The 13433-nt window shown below is 75.6% G+C and carries 12 protein-coding genes; 8 read left to right on the top strand and 4 right to left on the bottom strand.

Going from position 1 to position 13433, the window contains the following annotated elements; all coding sequences use genetic code 11:
• The first annotated feature begins 8 nt into the window (after positions 1–8).
• Complete coding sequence (sucD, locus tag ACSMX9_RS09645; protein WP_351246973.1) at positions 9–890, top strand: succinate--CoA ligase subunit alpha; 882 nt, start codon at positions 9–11, stop codon at positions 888–890.
• A gap of 72 nt (positions 891–962) precedes the next feature.
• Here sucD and ACSMX9_RS09640 read toward each other — a convergent pair whose 3' ends face one another.
• Entirely contained in the window at positions 963–2384 is a 1422-nt protein-coding gene (locus ACSMX9_RS09640) for a sigma factor-like helix-turn-helix DNA-binding protein (protein WP_445401632.1), read from the bottom strand.
• A gap of 161 nt (positions 2385–2545) precedes the next feature.
• Here ACSMX9_RS09640 and ACSMX9_RS09635 point away from each other — a divergent pair, with 161 nt between their 5' ends.
• Positions 2546–3856, top strand: a complete 1311-nt coding sequence (locus ACSMX9_RS09635) for a cell division protein PerM (protein WP_445402945.1) — start codon at positions 2546–2548, stop codon at positions 3854–3856.
• On the opposite strand, the gene ACSMX9_RS09630 is transcribed toward ACSMX9_RS09635, so the two are convergent.
• A complete protein-coding gene (locus ACSMX9_RS09630) occupies positions 3853–4425 on the bottom strand; it encodes a TetR/AcrR family transcriptional regulator (protein WP_445401630.1) in 573 nt (190 codons plus the stop codon). The two genes, ACSMX9_RS09635 and ACSMX9_RS09630, sit on opposite strands and share 4 nt — an antisense overlap.
• Before the next feature lie 116 nt (positions 4426–4541).
• Here ACSMX9_RS09630 and ACSMX9_RS09625 point away from each other — a divergent pair, with 116 nt between their 5' ends.
• A complete protein-coding gene (locus tag ACSMX9_RS09625) occupies positions 4542–5975 on the top strand; it encodes an amidase (protein ID WP_445401628.1) in 1434 nt (477 codons plus the stop codon).
• A 79-nt stretch (positions 5976–6054) separates the two neighbouring features.
• On the opposite strand, the gene ACSMX9_RS09620 is transcribed toward ACSMX9_RS09625, so the two are convergent.
• The gene (locus ACSMX9_RS09620) at positions 6055–6915 is read right to left on the bottom strand and encodes a hypothetical protein (protein ID WP_445401626.1); all 861 of its coding nucleotides are present in this window, start codon (positions 6913–6915) and stop codon (positions 6055–6057) included.
• Between the two features lie 446 nt (positions 6916–7361).
• Between ACSMX9_RS09620 and purN the strand changes: the two genes are divergently transcribed.
• The 3 genes from purN (at position 7362) to ACSMX9_RS09605 (ending at position 10871) form a co-directional block, all read left to right on the top strand.
• On the top strand, positions 7362–7979 hold the full coding sequence (gene purN / locus ACSMX9_RS09615; protein WP_351246963.1) for a phosphoribosylglycinamide formyltransferase: 618 nt from the start codon (positions 7362–7364) through the stop codon (positions 7977–7979).
• The gene (purH, locus tag ACSMX9_RS09610; RefSeq protein WP_445401624.1) at positions 7976–9556 is read left to right on the top strand and encodes a bifunctional phosphoribosylaminoimidazolecarboxamide formyltransferase/IMP cyclohydrolase; all 1581 of its coding nucleotides are present in this window, start codon (positions 7976–7978) and stop codon (positions 9554–9556) included. Before purN ends, purH begins: the two co-directional genes overlap by 4 nt.
• 217 nt (positions 9557–9773) lie before the next feature.
• A complete protein-coding gene (locus ACSMX9_RS09605; protein WP_445401622.1) occupies positions 9774–10871 on the top strand; it encodes a YncE family protein in 1098 nt (365 codons plus the stop codon).
• Positions 10872–10993: 122 nt separating this feature from the next.
• Here the strand turns inward: ACSMX9_RS09605 and ACSMX9_RS09600 are convergent, their stop codons facing one another.
• Positions 10994–11635, bottom strand: a complete 642-nt coding sequence (locus ACSMX9_RS09600) for a hypothetical protein (RefSeq protein WP_445401620.1) — start codon at positions 11633–11635, stop codon at positions 10994–10996.
• A gap of 250 nt (positions 11636–11885) precedes the next feature.
• Here ACSMX9_RS09600 and ACSMX9_RS09595 point away from each other — a divergent pair, with 250 nt between their 5' ends.
• The gene (locus ACSMX9_RS09595) at positions 11886–12749 is read left to right on the top strand and encodes a bifunctional methylenetetrahydrofolate dehydrogenase/methenyltetrahydrofolate cyclohydrolase (protein WP_351246955.1); all 864 of its coding nucleotides are present in this window, start codon (positions 11886–11888) and stop codon (positions 12747–12749) included.
• Positions 12739–13194, top strand: a complete 456-nt coding sequence (locus ACSMX9_RS09590) for a DUF3017 domain-containing protein (protein WP_445401619.1) — start codon at positions 12739–12741, stop codon at positions 13192–13194. The genes ACSMX9_RS09595 and ACSMX9_RS09590 overlap by 11 nt, the downstream gene beginning before the upstream one ends.
• Positions 13195–13433 lie beyond the last annotated feature (239 nt).

The raw sequence follows: 13433 nt of genomic DNA, 5'->3' as shown, positions 1-13433 counted from the left end.
CCACAGCCATGGCTATCTTCCTCACCAAGGACAGCAAGGTCATCGTCCAGGGCATGACCGGGGCGACCGGCATGAAGCACACCCGCCTCATGCTCGGTGACGGCACCAACGTCGTCGGCGGCGTGAACCCGCGCAAGGCGGGCACCACGGTCGACTTCGACGGCACCGAGATCCCCGTCTTCGGCTCGGTCAAGGACGCGATCGACAAGACCGGCGCCGACGTCACCGTCATCTTCGTGCCGGAGAAGTTCACCAAGGACGCGGTCGTCGAGGCGATCGACGCCGAGATCCCGCTCGCCGTGGTGATCACCGAGGGCATCGCCGTGCACGACTCGGCGGCCTTCTGGGCGTACGCGGTCGAGAAGGGCAACAAGACCCGGATCATCGGCCCCAACTGCCCCGGCATCATCACCCCGGGCCAGTCGAACGTCGGCATCATCCCCGGTGACATCACCAAGCCGGGCCGCATCGGCCTGGTGTCGAAGTCCGGCACGCTGACGTACCAGATGATGTACGAGCTGCGCGACATCGGTTTCACCACCGCCGTCGGCATCGGTGGCGACCCGATCATCGGGACCACGCACATCGACGCGCTCGCCGCGTTCCAGGAGGACCCCGAGACCGAGCTGATCGTCATGATCGGCGAGATCGGCGGTGACGCCGAGGAGCGGGCGGCCGACTTCATCAAGGCCAACGTCACCAAGCCGGTCGTCGGCTACGTGGCGGGCTTCACCGCGCCCGAGGGCAAGACCATGGGCCACGCCGGCGCCATCGTCTCCGGCTCCTCCGGCACGGCCCAGGCCAAGAAGGAGGCCCTGGAGGCCGCGGGCGTCAAGGTCGGCAAGACCCCGACCGAGACCGCGGTCCTCGCCCGCGAGCTGCTCAAGTAGTCCGCGCTCCGGTATCGCCGGTGGCCCGCACCCCCTCGGGGTGCGGGCCACCGGCGTCTTCCCCGCGCGGGCTCAGCGGACCTGCGGATGCACCCGGTGGGGGCCGCGCCCCGGGGCCTCGCGCAGCTGGTCGCGGAGCGCCCGCCGGTCCTCGGTGAGCGGCCCCGGGCCCAACCGCGGCGGCACCCCCCGGACGGTCTCCGGCGGCGCCTCGGGCGGTTCGTAGGCGGTGGGCGCGGTGCGCAGGGTCAGGGCGGTGGCGCCGAGGATCAGCACCGTGAACGCGATCGCGGTCCGGGTCCAGAACCGGGCGCGCCGCTCGCACTCGGCCCGGATGGTGTCCGTGCGCGGCGGCTGGAGCTTCTCGCCGCGGGCCAGCCGCTCCAGGCCCCGCCGCAGCGCCTCGGGCTCGGCGAAGGCGGGCAGCCGCTCGGCGACGCTGCGCCGCGCCCGGGTCAGCCGGCCCGCCGCGGCCGGGGTGCTGGCCTCGGTCTCCGCCGCGGTCTCCGGCAGGTCCAGCCCGACCCCGTCGTACAGCAGCAGCGTGCGCCGGTAGGACGGTGGCAGCGCGAGCAGCGCGTCCAGCAGCGCGTGGTCCTCCGGATGCGCGGGGGGCGGCTCCGGTTGGCGGTGCGCGCGCCGGAACCGGTGCCACGGCGACACGGCGTACTCGTACGCGGCGGCCCGCACCCAGCCCGCCGGGTCCCGGTCCACGGCCACCTCCGGCCACCGCTGCCACGCCTGGTGGAACGCCCGCTCCACCGACTCCTGGGCCAGCGCCCGCCGTCCGGTGAGCAGATAGGTCTGGCGCACCAGCGCCGGGGCGCTGTGCCCGTACAACCGGTCGAACGCCTGGGCGGGGGTGAGTCCGGCGGTCCGGTCGGCGTGGAGCACCGAACCGTCCACGGCGTGCCGACGACCGAAGGGGACGCTCAGGGGGTGGGCGATGGCGTTCACGGATGACGGCCCTCCGGGCGCTGCGTGACCGTGGCGGACCGGGACCGTCCGCGGGGGAGTGGTGGAGTGCTGAGGGGGCTTGCGGGAGTGCCGGTCGCGCCGGTCCGGCGGATGGGCCGGAGGCCGCTGCCGGTCCCGCGGCGGGACCCGGGCCGCCCCCGCGGGAACCTCGGAGGACCCCGGCGGCACCGGAGACGGGGGACCGGCCGTCGGGGGCGAAGCGGGGGCGGGGCCCGGAGCGGCGGCGGAGGCCACGGGGGCCGCCGGATCCGCCGGTCGGGCGACGGGGTCGAGGGGCGCGGCGGGGTCCGGGCCGCCGGTGGGGTCGGCGCGGCGGGCGTCGAGCCCGGCGAGCAGAGCCGCGTACGCCTCGCGCTTGCGCCCGCGCGGAGCGGTGCGCCCGGCCTCCCAGGACCGCACGGTCTCCCGGGTGACCCCCACCCGGTCGGCCACCTGCTCCGGGGTGAGCCCGCCCGCCTCGCGCAGCCGTCGGCGTTCCCCCGGGGACGGCAGCGGGGCGGCGGGGCGCCGGCTCACCGCGGACCCCCCGCACCCGGGCGGGGCGGCCCCGCGGACACCGTTCTCGGGCCCTGCCGTCGAGCGGAAAAGAACATAAAAGTATTTTGAGCGACACATCCGGTAATCGCTCGTTACGCGGAGAAGGCGCGTGTCGTTGGGAGCATGACGGCGTGACCCGGATGCCCCCCGCCCCCGCCCCGCCCGCCCCCGAAGCACCGGCCCCCTCACCCCCCTTCGCCCCGGTGCGGGACCGCCTCCCCGCCCTCGGCGCCTGCCTGGTCTCCGGGGCGATGGCCGCCGTCCTCGGCCTCAGCCTCTGCACCCTGCTCGTCCTGGCCCTGTGGATCAGTTCGCCCTACCCGGACAGCGGCCCCGGCGGCGCCCTGCGCACCGCCGCCGCCCTGTGGCTGCTCGCCCACGGCGCCGACCTGCTGCGCACCGACACCCTCACCGGCCTCGCCACCCCGATCGGCGTCACCCCGCTGCTCTTGGTCGCCCTCCCCGTCTGGCTGGTCCACCGGGCCGCCCGGGACGCCGCCCGGCCCGGCGCGGTGCCCTTGGTCTGGTCGGGGGTGGTCGCCGGCTACCTCACCGTCGCCCTGGCCGCCGCCGGCTACACCGCGGGCGGCGCCCTGCGCCCCGCCTGGGCCAGCACCTGCGGCTGGGTCCCCGCCCTGGTCGGGCTCGCGGCGGCGGCCGGCATCCGCACCGCGTACGGGCGCCCCCGCCGCACCTGGCCGCCACGACGCCCCGCCTGGGCGGCCCGCCTCCCGCTGCTGCGCGGCGACGCGCACGGCGCCGCGCTCCGCCGGCGCACCCGCTCCGCCGCGGTGGACGGCGCCGTCGGCGCCCTGGCCCTGGTGGGCGGCGGTGCCCTGCTCGTCGGGGTGTCGCTGCTGTGGCACGGGGACGAGGTCCGCGCCGCGTTCCCCGGCCTCACCGAGGGCTGGTCCGGCCAGTTCACGGTGCTGCTGCTGGCCCTGGTGCTGGTGCCGAACGCCGCGGTGTGGGGCGCCGGGTACGCCCTGGGGCCCGGCTTCCACCTCGGTTCGTCCTGGCCGCCGATCGGCCCGTTCACCGCGGGCTCCGCGGACCCCTCGCTCCCGCCCTTCCCGCTCTTCGCGGCGGTGCCCGGCCCGATCGACGGCGCGGGTTGGCTGCGCTGGACGGTGCTTGTGGTGCCGTTGGCCGCCGGCGCCGCGATCGCCTGGTCCGCCACCCGCGCGGGCGACGGCGGATGGCGGTGCGCGGTGCGCACCCTGGAGGGCGCCCTGTGGTGCGGCGCCGCGGTCGGGGCGCTGGCCCTGATCTCCGGCGGCCCCCTCGGCGTCGCGGACCTCGACCGGGTCGGCCCGGTGGGGTGGCGGGTGGCGATCGCCGCCGTCGCCTGGACCGCGCCGACCGCCTTCCTGCTGGCCCTGCTGCTGGCGCTGCTGGGCTGGCTCGGCTTCCTCGGGGCGCTGGGGCGGGCGCGCCGGCCCCGCGGCTAAGGGCGCGGACCCAGCCGCCGCACGTACGCGTCGAGCACCTCCCGGGCCCGGTCCCGGTCGAGTTGGCCCAGCAAGGTCTGGACGGTGAGGCCGTCGGCCAGGGCGAGCAGGGTGCGGGCCTCGTGCTCGGCGTCCACCCCGGGGCCGGCCGCCCCGCGGATCAGTTCGGCGAGCAGTCGGTGCACCTGCGGGTAGCCCTCCCGCAGGATCCGGGCCATCGCGGGGGTGACGGCGGCCCGGGCCACGAACGCCAACCAGACCTGGGCGTCCGGGCGTTGCTCGGCGTCCAGCAGGGCGAGGTCGACGGCCACCCGGGTCAGCGCGGCGGGGGAGGGCTCGGCGGCGAGCGCCCGCGCCCGGTCCGTGAACTCCTCGCTGACCCGCGTCAGGGCGAGGACGAGCATCTCGTCCTTGGTGCGGAAGGAACGCTGGACCGCCCCCATGGAGAGCCCGGCGCGCCGCGCGACGTCGCGCAGGGTCACGCCCTCTAGTCCGTGTTCGTCGGCCAGGGCGTACACCGCCTCGACCACCCGGTGCCGCCGCTGGTCGTGGTCCACCTGTCTGGGCACGTTCCGCACCGCCGTCCTGGGTCGAGGTCGAGGCCCGATCCTATTCCGATGCGAGCGCATCGGAATCCCGGATATGATCCGATGCACTCGCATCGGAACCTCGGGAGGCAAGGGCCGTGGAATCGGAACCGTGGAAGCGCACCGCCGTCGAGTTGGCCGCCGCGGTCACCGCGGGCGAGATCACCGCCGAGGAGGTCACGGAGCGCCACCTCGACCGGATCGCCGCGGTGAACCCGCTGGTCAACGCGGTCACCCGGACCCTCGCCGAGGAGGCCCGCCGGGACGCGCGGGAGGTCGACCGGCAGCGGGCGGCCGGCCTGCCGCTCGGCCCGCTGGCCGGTGTCCCCTTCACCGTGAAGGAGAACCTCGACGTCCGGGGCGTGCCCACCACGCACGGTCTGGCGCACTTCCGGGAGGCCCGGGCGCGGGCGGACGCCCCCTCGGTGGCCCGGCTGCGCGCGGCCGGCGCCGTCCCGATCGGGCACGCCAACGTGCCCGACCTCACCCTGGGCGGGATGCACCCGCACAGCGAACTCTTCGGCTCGACGCGCAACCCCTGGCACCCCGGCCGAACCCCCGGCGGCAGCAGCGGCGGTGACGGCGCCGCCGTGGCCTCCGGCATGGCGGCGCTGGGGCTGGGCAACGACTCGGGCGGCTCGATCCGCATCCCGGCCGCCTTCTGCGGCACGGTCGGACTCAAACCCTCCTACGGCCGCTACCCCGCCGACCACCGCATCGGCCCCGACGATCCCCCGCTGGCCTCCCAACTCCTCCCCGTGGACGGCCCCTTGGCCCGTACCGTCACCGATCTCCGGCTGGTCCACGAGGTGCTGGCCGGCCCGGACCCCCAAGACCCCCGGGTGGTTCCCGCGCCGGCGCACGGGCCGGTGCCGGACGGGCCGCTGCGGGTGGCGGTGGTGGCCGACCCGGGGGGCCAGGGGGTGCACCCCGACGTCCGGGCCGCCGTCGAGGCGGCGGCGGACGGGCTCCGGGCGGCCGGACACCGGGTCGAGGAGATCCCGGACGTCCCCCGCCTCGCCGAGACCACGGCGGCGTACGGGCACCTGGTGATGACCGAGTTCGCGCTCGCCTGGCCGCGGGTGCGCACGATCCTGCCCGAGGGCAGCCGCGCCTACGTCGAGATGTCGATGGCGCGGACCCCGCCCGTCGAACTCGCCGAGTACCTCCGGCTGACCGGCGTCCGGCTGGGCCTCCAGCGGGACTGGGCCCACCTGCTGCGCCAGTACGACCTGGTCCTCGGGCCGGTCTTCACCGAACCACCGGTCGAACCCGGCCTGGAGTCCCGGGACGCGGACGGGCACGAGCGGGTCACCCGCGCGATGCGGCTGTGCACGGCGACCAGCTTCGTCGGGCTCCCCGCGGTGGCCGTGCCCGGCGGGCTCGCGGACGGACTGCCGCAGGGCGTGCAGCTGATCGGCCCGATGCACCGGGAGGACCTCTGCCTGATCGGGGCGGAGGCCGTCGAACGGTACGTCGGCACGCTCACCCCGGTCGATCCCCTCCCGGCGGCGGGGACCGCCGACTGCTGACCGGTCGCCCCCGCCCGGACGGCGGACGGCGCCCCGCACCGGGGGGTGCGGGGCGCCGTCGGTGGTGCCGGAGCGGGGTTCAGTCCTTGGTGCTCAGCAGCGGACGCAGTTCCTTGGGCAGCAGGTCCTCGCAGGAGTCCTGCTGCGGAACGGTCAGCGCGTCCCGTACGCACACGTAGTAGTCCCGGTACACCAACTGGGCGGTGAACGTGGCCGCGACCATCGCCAGCGCCAGCCCGCCGGTCACCAGCCCGCTGATCGCCGCGGTGCTCATCGAACGCACCGCCACCGAGGAGCCGCCCTCGGCGGCGCTCCGGGAGCCCTTGGCGCCGGCGCGTTCGCCGTCCCCGGCCTCCGCGCCGGACCGCTCCCGCCGGGGGCCGCCGCGCACCGCGCTGACGCCCCAGTACACCGCGAGCGCACCGAGCATCAGCGCCACGTAGGGCCAGCTGAACAGGGCGAAGAAGAACGCCCACATGCCGGTGAGCAGGGCGAACCGGGCCCGGCGCTGCGCCGGGTCGGAGGGGTCCCAGCGCATGTTCGGCGGCTGTCCCTCGGGGCCCGAGCCCTGCCCGGGCCGGTCCCCGAACCGCCCGGACGTCCGTCCGGGCTGCCGGTCGCTCCACTGGCCGCCCCACGGGCCCCGCCCGCCGCCGCCCTCGTCGCCGTCCTGGCCCGAGCCGCCCGAGCCCTCCGAGCGGCGGGGCCGCCAGGGCCGGTCCGGGGCGCCCGCTGGCGGCGGCGCGAAGGGGTTGTCCCGGTCCGAGCCGGACCGGTCCCGCCCGCCGGAGTCACCGGAACCGTCGCCCTCGCCGCCGTGCGACGGGGACGCCCCCGGCTGCTCGGTCTGGCCGCGGTCCCGCAGCAGGAGGGCGCCGTGGACGGACCCGGGCGCGGGCCACGGGTGCTGCGGCAGGGGGCGGAGGCTCGGGTGCGGCATCGGGTGTGCGACTTCCCCTCGGTGGAGCGCGGTGGATCTCGCGGGGTCCGCGCCGATCCGGCTGGGCGGCCCGGCCGGGACGGCGCGGACCGCGGTGGACCCCAGTGATGGTACGGGCCCGCCCCCGGTGCGCGACCGTACGGCCCCTCCTGGGGAGCGTGCCGTCGGCCCGGGCACACCCGGGGAACGAACGGTGCCCACGTGGTGTTCCGCCCCGGTCCGCCGGGCGGGAGCGCCCGGGAGGCCGCCGGTCCCGTCCCCGGGGGCGACCGGGCGACCGGCGCCGGTATCGTTGCTGCCGGTCGGCCGCTTCGTAGGGTTCCCCGTATCCGGACCCGCCGCACCCTCGTGCGAACGTCCAAGGCGCCGTGCGCGGGGCGGGACGGCGGCGGACCACGGCACACCTCGCCGACCGTCGAACGCCCCCGTGAGAAAGGGCCCCCACCGTGGCCGCCAAGCGCCTGGTCGTGCTGGTCTCCGGATCAGGAACGAACCTTCAGGCCCTCCTCGACGCCATCGCCGCCGCGGGACCCGAGCACTACGGTGCCGAGGTCGTCGCCGTGGGCGCCGACCGCCCGGGGACCGTCGGCCTGGAGCGCGCCGAACGCGCGGGGCTGCCCACCTTCGTCCGGCAGGTCAAGGACTACCCCACCCGCGACGCCTGGGACCGTGCGCTGGCCGAGGCCACCGCCGCCCACGCGCCCGACCTGGTCGTCTCGGCCGGGTTCATGAAGATCGTGGGCAAGGAGTTCCTGGCCCGTTACGGCGGGCGCACCGTCAACACGCACCCCGCACTGCTGCCCAGTTTCCCCGGGGCCCACGGCGTGCGCGACGCCCTCGCGTACGGCGCCAAGGTCACCGGGTGCACCGTCCACTTCGTCGACGACGGCGTCGACACCGGCCCGGTCATCGCCCAGGGCGTGGTCGAGATCCGGGACGAGGACGACGAAACCGCGCTCCACGAGCGCATCAAGGAAGTCGAACGCAAGCTGCTCGTCGAGGTCGTCGGCCGGCTGGCCCGGGACGGCTACTCGATCGAGGGACGAAAGGTGAAGATCCCGTGACCGCCGAAGGTACGCAGAGCCCCGCCGGGGCGCAGGTGGCCATCCGCCGGGCGCTGATCAGCGTCTACGACAAGACCGGGCTGGAGGACCTCGCGCGCGGCCTGCACGCCGAGGGCGTCGAGCTGGTCTCCACCGGCTCCACCGCGGCGCGGATCGCCGCCGCCGGGGTCCCGGTCACCAAGGTCGAGGACCTGACCGGTTTCCCCGAGTGCCTGGACGGCCGGGTCAAGACCCTGCACCCCCGGGTGCACGCCGGCATCCTCGCCGACCTCCGCCTCGACGCCCACCGAGCCCAGCTCGCGGAGCTGGGCGTCGAGCCGTTCCAGCTCGTGGTGGTGAACCTCTACCCGTTCCGGGAGACCGTCGCCTCCGGCGCCAGCGCCGACGAGTGCGTGGAGCAGATCGACATCGGCGGCCCCTCCATGGTCCGCGCCGCCGCCAAGAACCACCCCTCCGTCGCCGTGGTCACCAGCCCCGCCCGCTACGGGGACGTGCTCGCCGCGGTGCGCGGCGGCGGCTTCGACCTGACCGCCCGCAAGCGGCTCGCCGCCGAGGCGTTCCAGCACACCGCCGCCTACGACGTGGCCGTCGCCTCCTGGTTCGCCTCGGAGTACGCGCCCGTCGACGACTCCGCGTTCCCCGACTTCCTCGGCGCCACCTTCGAGCGCCGCAGCAGCCTGCGCTACGGCGAGAACCCGCACCAGCCGGCCGCCCTCTACGTCGACGGCAGCGGCGGGCTCGCGGAGGCCGAGCAGCTGCACGGCAAGGAGATGTCGTACAACAACTACACGGACACCGACGCCGCGCGCCGGGCCGCGTACGACCACGACGAGCCGTGCGTGGCGATCATCAAGCACGCCAACCCGTGCGGCGTCGCGATCGGCCCCAACGTCGCCGAGGCGCACCGCAAGGCGCACGCCTGCGACCCGGTCTCCGCGTTCGGCGGGGTCATCGCCGTCAACCGGCCGGTGACGGAGGAGATGGCGAAGCAGGTCGCCGAGGTCTTCACCGAGGTCATCGTCGCCCCCGACTACGAGGACGGCGCCCTGGAGGTGCTGACCCGCAAGAAGAACATCCGGGTGCTGCGCGCCCGCCAGGCGCCCGCCGCCACCGTCGAGGTCAAGCAGGTCGACGGCGGCCGGCTGCTCCAGGTCGCCGACCGGCTCCAGGCCGACGGCGACGACCCCGCGTCCTGGACCCTGGCCACCGGCGAGGCGCTGTCCCCGGGCGAGCTGGCCGAGCTCGCCTTCGCCTGGCGTGCCTGCCGGGCCGTCAAGTCCAACGCGATCCTGCTGGCCAAGGACGGCGCCTCGGTCGGCGTCGGCATGGGCCAGGTGAACCGGGTGGACTCGGCGAAGCTCGCCGTGGAGCGCGCCGGCGCCGAGCGGGCCCGGGGCTCCTTCGCCGCCTCGGACGCGTTCTTCCCGTTCCCGGACGGGCTGGAGATCCTGCTGGCGGCCGGGGTCCGGGCGGTGGTCCAGCCCGGTGGCTCGGTCCGTGACGAGCTGGTCGTGGAGGCCGCCAAGAAGGCCGGCGTCACCATGTACCTCACCGGCACCCGGCACTTCTTCCACTGATCGCGCGCCGCGCGCGGGGCCGGGCACCCGGCGGCCCGACGCCGTTGGCCCGATCCCCGGCCCTGATGCTTCGCCCCGTCGTCATGCGGCGGGGCGAAGTGCTGCCGGGGGGCCGGTCCGGGTGCGGCGCGGGGAGAAAGTGTTGGCGCGGCGGGACTTCCCCCGTAGCTTGTGCGGACCGCCGTGGCAGGCGCGGTGGTCCAAGGGGAGGGATCGCATGAACTCGCTTGTGTCAAAGGCTCGTTGGTTAGGTTCCCTGGTGGTCGCGGGGGCGCTGCTGGTAGCCGGTGCGGGCACGGCTGGTGCACGCACGGAGGGCGGGGGCGCCGGGCCGGTGCGGGGCGTCCCGCAGGTCGTGCAGATGGGGGCGGGAGGCCAGTCGGTGGCGGTCAGCCCGGACGGCCGCAGGGCGTACGTCTCGACCATGTCGCGCGGCAGGGGCTCGGGCCTGGCGGTGATCGACACGCAGAGCGGGGCCGTCACGGCGCACCTGCTGCTGAGCGGGGGGTACCGGGCGGCCGCCGCCGATGTGGCCGTGAGCCCGGACGGCTCGCGGGTGTACGTGCTCTACGGGGTCGGCCACGGCTCGCCGGTGTCCCTGCTGGGCGTGGTCGACACCGCGACCAACACCCTGGTCGCCAGCGTCGCGCCGCCGGCCCAGACCACCCCGGCGGGGTATCAGGAGGGCAACCTCAGCGAGCTGACCGTCAGTGCGGACGGCTCGCGGGTGTACGTGACGCAGTTCGGCCCGACGGCCCCGCAACGTCCGACCGCGGAGGGCACCCGGGTGTTGCAGTTCGACACCGGTCAGCAGGCGTTCACCGGCGCGGTGACGCTGTCCGGGTACTTCACCGGGTCCGTCGTCGCGCGGCCGGGCGGCGGGGACGTGTACGTGGCCGGCGGCGGGGGCCTGACGCACCTGGACACCAGCGGTGCCAGCCCCGTCGTGGAGAACACCAACGGCGCCGTCGGCGGCCCCTTCGCCGGTCTGGCCCTGTCCCCGGACGACACGCGGCTCTTCGGCGTGAACAGCGCGGGCCGGGGCTTCACCGTCGACCTCGCCACCGACGCCGTCACCGCGAGCTACGACATCACCCCGAACCGGTGGCTGCGGACCTTGTCGGTGAACGCGGCCGGCACCCGCCTGTACACGCTCTCCCAGGACGCCTCGCTCCTGGCGATCGACACCGCGACCAACGCCGTCGTCCCCGGCGAGGGCGTCCCGGGCCTGAACGCCAGCGACGTGGCGCTGGGCCCGGACGGGCACACCTTCTACGCCGTGTCCGGCCCCGACCTGCGGATCATCGGCTTCTGACCGTCCGCGGGCCGCGCGGGCCCCGCTCCCCATCGGGACGCTCCGCGCGGCCCGCGCCGCCGAGCGACGAACCGCCACCCGGAAGGACCGCTACCCGATTCGCGCCGGGGGCGAGGGCACCGTCAGCGGCGCGGCCGGTCGAACCAGGCCGAGGCCTGCGGGGTGACCATCGACACCAGGACGGTGCCCGACATCACCACCCACAGCACCCCCGCGAAGGTCGCCGTGCCCCCCTCGCCGCCGACGATGTTGCCGACGCCGAGGAGGACCAGCAGGCAGGCGTGCACGATGGTGGTGACGCGGATGCCGGTCCCGCCGCTGCCGATCTTGACGCCCAGGAAGATGGAGAGCGCGCCCAGTCCCAGGGACACCGCGGCGACCAGGAAGCCGAGCCCGGCGAACCAGTCGGTCTCCTCGCCGCTGCCCGTGCCGTTGGAGACGTCCTGGAGGGCGCCCACCAGGAGGCCGAAGACCAGCCCGCCCAGGATGAAGAGGGCGCTGAGGACGAAGAGGAACACCCGCCCGGTCATGATCAGCCCCGGCATGCTCATGGGCGCCGCGCCGTGCGGGTACAGCGGCGGGGCCTGCGGGTACCCGTAGCCGGGCGGCCCGTAGCCGTGCTGACCGGGCACCGGCTGTCCGTAGCCGGGCGGGGCGGCCTGGGCGACCGGCGGCGGTGGCTGCTGGCCCCACCCGGGGGGCTGGCCGTTCCCGGGCTGCCCGGGTTGTTGCCCGTAGGGGGCGTTCGGGGCGCCGAAACTCATGGCGGGTGCTTCCTCCGTGACGTCGGGGCGTGCGGAACGGGGCGGACCGGCCCGGAGGAAGCGCTGACAGGTGCGGCCCGTACCCCCCGACACTGCCCGCGGAACTGCGCGGCCCATGCTGATCGAGCCGCTCCCCGTTTGTCCACCCCGTTCCCCTGCGGGCCGTGCGCCCGGACGCCGGTGGCCGGGCGGCGGGCCACCGGCCGGACCGGATTGGAACCCCGCGCCGGCCATCCGCGAAGATGGGGGCATGACCGCCCAGATTCTCGATGGCAAGGCCACCGCAGCAGCGATCAAGTCCGAACTGGCCGTCCGCGTGGCGGCCCTCAAGGAGCGGGGCGTCACGCCCGGGCTCGGCACCGTCCTGGTCGGCGACGACCCGGGCAGCCAGAAGTACGTGGCCGGCAAGCACCGCGACTGCGCGCAGGTCGGCATCGCCTCCATCCAGCGCGAACTGCCCGCCACCGCCTCCCAGGAGGAGATCGAGGCGGTCGTCCGCGAACTGAACGACGACCCCTCCTGCACCGGCTACATCGTCCAGCTCCCGCTGCCGAAGGGCATCGACGAGAACCGGGTCCTGGAACTCATGGACCCCGCCAAGGACGCGGACGGCCTCCACCCGACCAACCTGGGCCGCCTGGTCCTCAACGAGCCGGGCCCGCTGCCCTGCACCCCGTACGGCATCGTCCGGCTGCTGCGCCAGCACGGCGTGGAGATCAACGGGGCCGAGGTCGTCGTGGTCGGCCGCGGCGTCACCATCGGCCGCCCGATGCCGCTGCTGCTCACCCGCCGCTCCGAGAACGCCACGGTCACCCAGTGCCACACCGGCACCCGGGACCTCGCCGCCCACCTGCGGCGGGCCGACATCGTCGTGGCCGCGGCGGGCGTGCCGCACCTGATCAAGCCGGAGGACGTGAAGCCGGGCGCCGCCGTCCTGGACGTGGGCGTCTCGCGGGACGAGAACGGCAAGATCGTCGGCGATGTGCACCCCGGGGTCGCCGAGGTCGCGGGCTGGCTGTCGCCGAACCCGGGCGGGGTCGGCCCGATGACCCGTGCGCAGCTGCTCGTCAACGTCGTCGAGGCGGCCGAACGGAACGCGAACGGTGTCGGCTGACGCTGCGGGCACCGCCTCCACCCCGAACGGCCCGACCCCCGGGCCGAGGGTCGTGAAGGTCCGCAACCGCCGCTTCTCCTTCACCCGGGACACCGCCCGGCCCGAGGGCGGCGGCCGGGCGGCCCCCGGCGACGCCCCCGCTCCGGCCCGTCAATGGCCCCTGATCGCGGTGCTCGCCACGGTCGGCGCGGGGCTGCTGCTGACCGGGCTGGACCTCTTCCGGCTCGGGACGGCGCTGATCGGCATCGGGCTGCTCGGCGGGGCGGTGCTGCGCTGGGCGCTGCCCTCGGTGGGGATGCTGGCGGTCCGCTCCCGCTTCACCGACCTGATCACCTACGGGGTACTGGGCGGATCGATCCTCCTGCTGGCGCTGATGGCCCAGCCGGAGCCGCTGTTGGAGATCCCGTTCCTCGACGACGTGCTGCACTACACGGTCAAGAGGTGACGGGGACGCCCGGCGCGACTCGTTCGCTCGGGCGTTCGGCCGCATCGGCGGCCGTTCGAGTGCGGCCCGCGGCCCGCGCCCCCTCCCGGGGCGCGGGCCGCTGTCGTCCCCGGGCGCACCGAACGTGATCCGCGTCGCACCGGACGGGATCGGTGCGCGCTCGACGCGGTACGGTGCCCCGACGAACCGCCGAGCACGGCACCGGATTCGCTGTCCGGACCGGTGCCGAAGCCGCTGAA

Source organism: Streptomyces sp. LE64 (assembly GCF_052606915.1).
The sequence above is the reverse complement of the archived record's forward strand: the minus strand, read 5'-3'. Positions and strand labels throughout refer to the sequence as shown.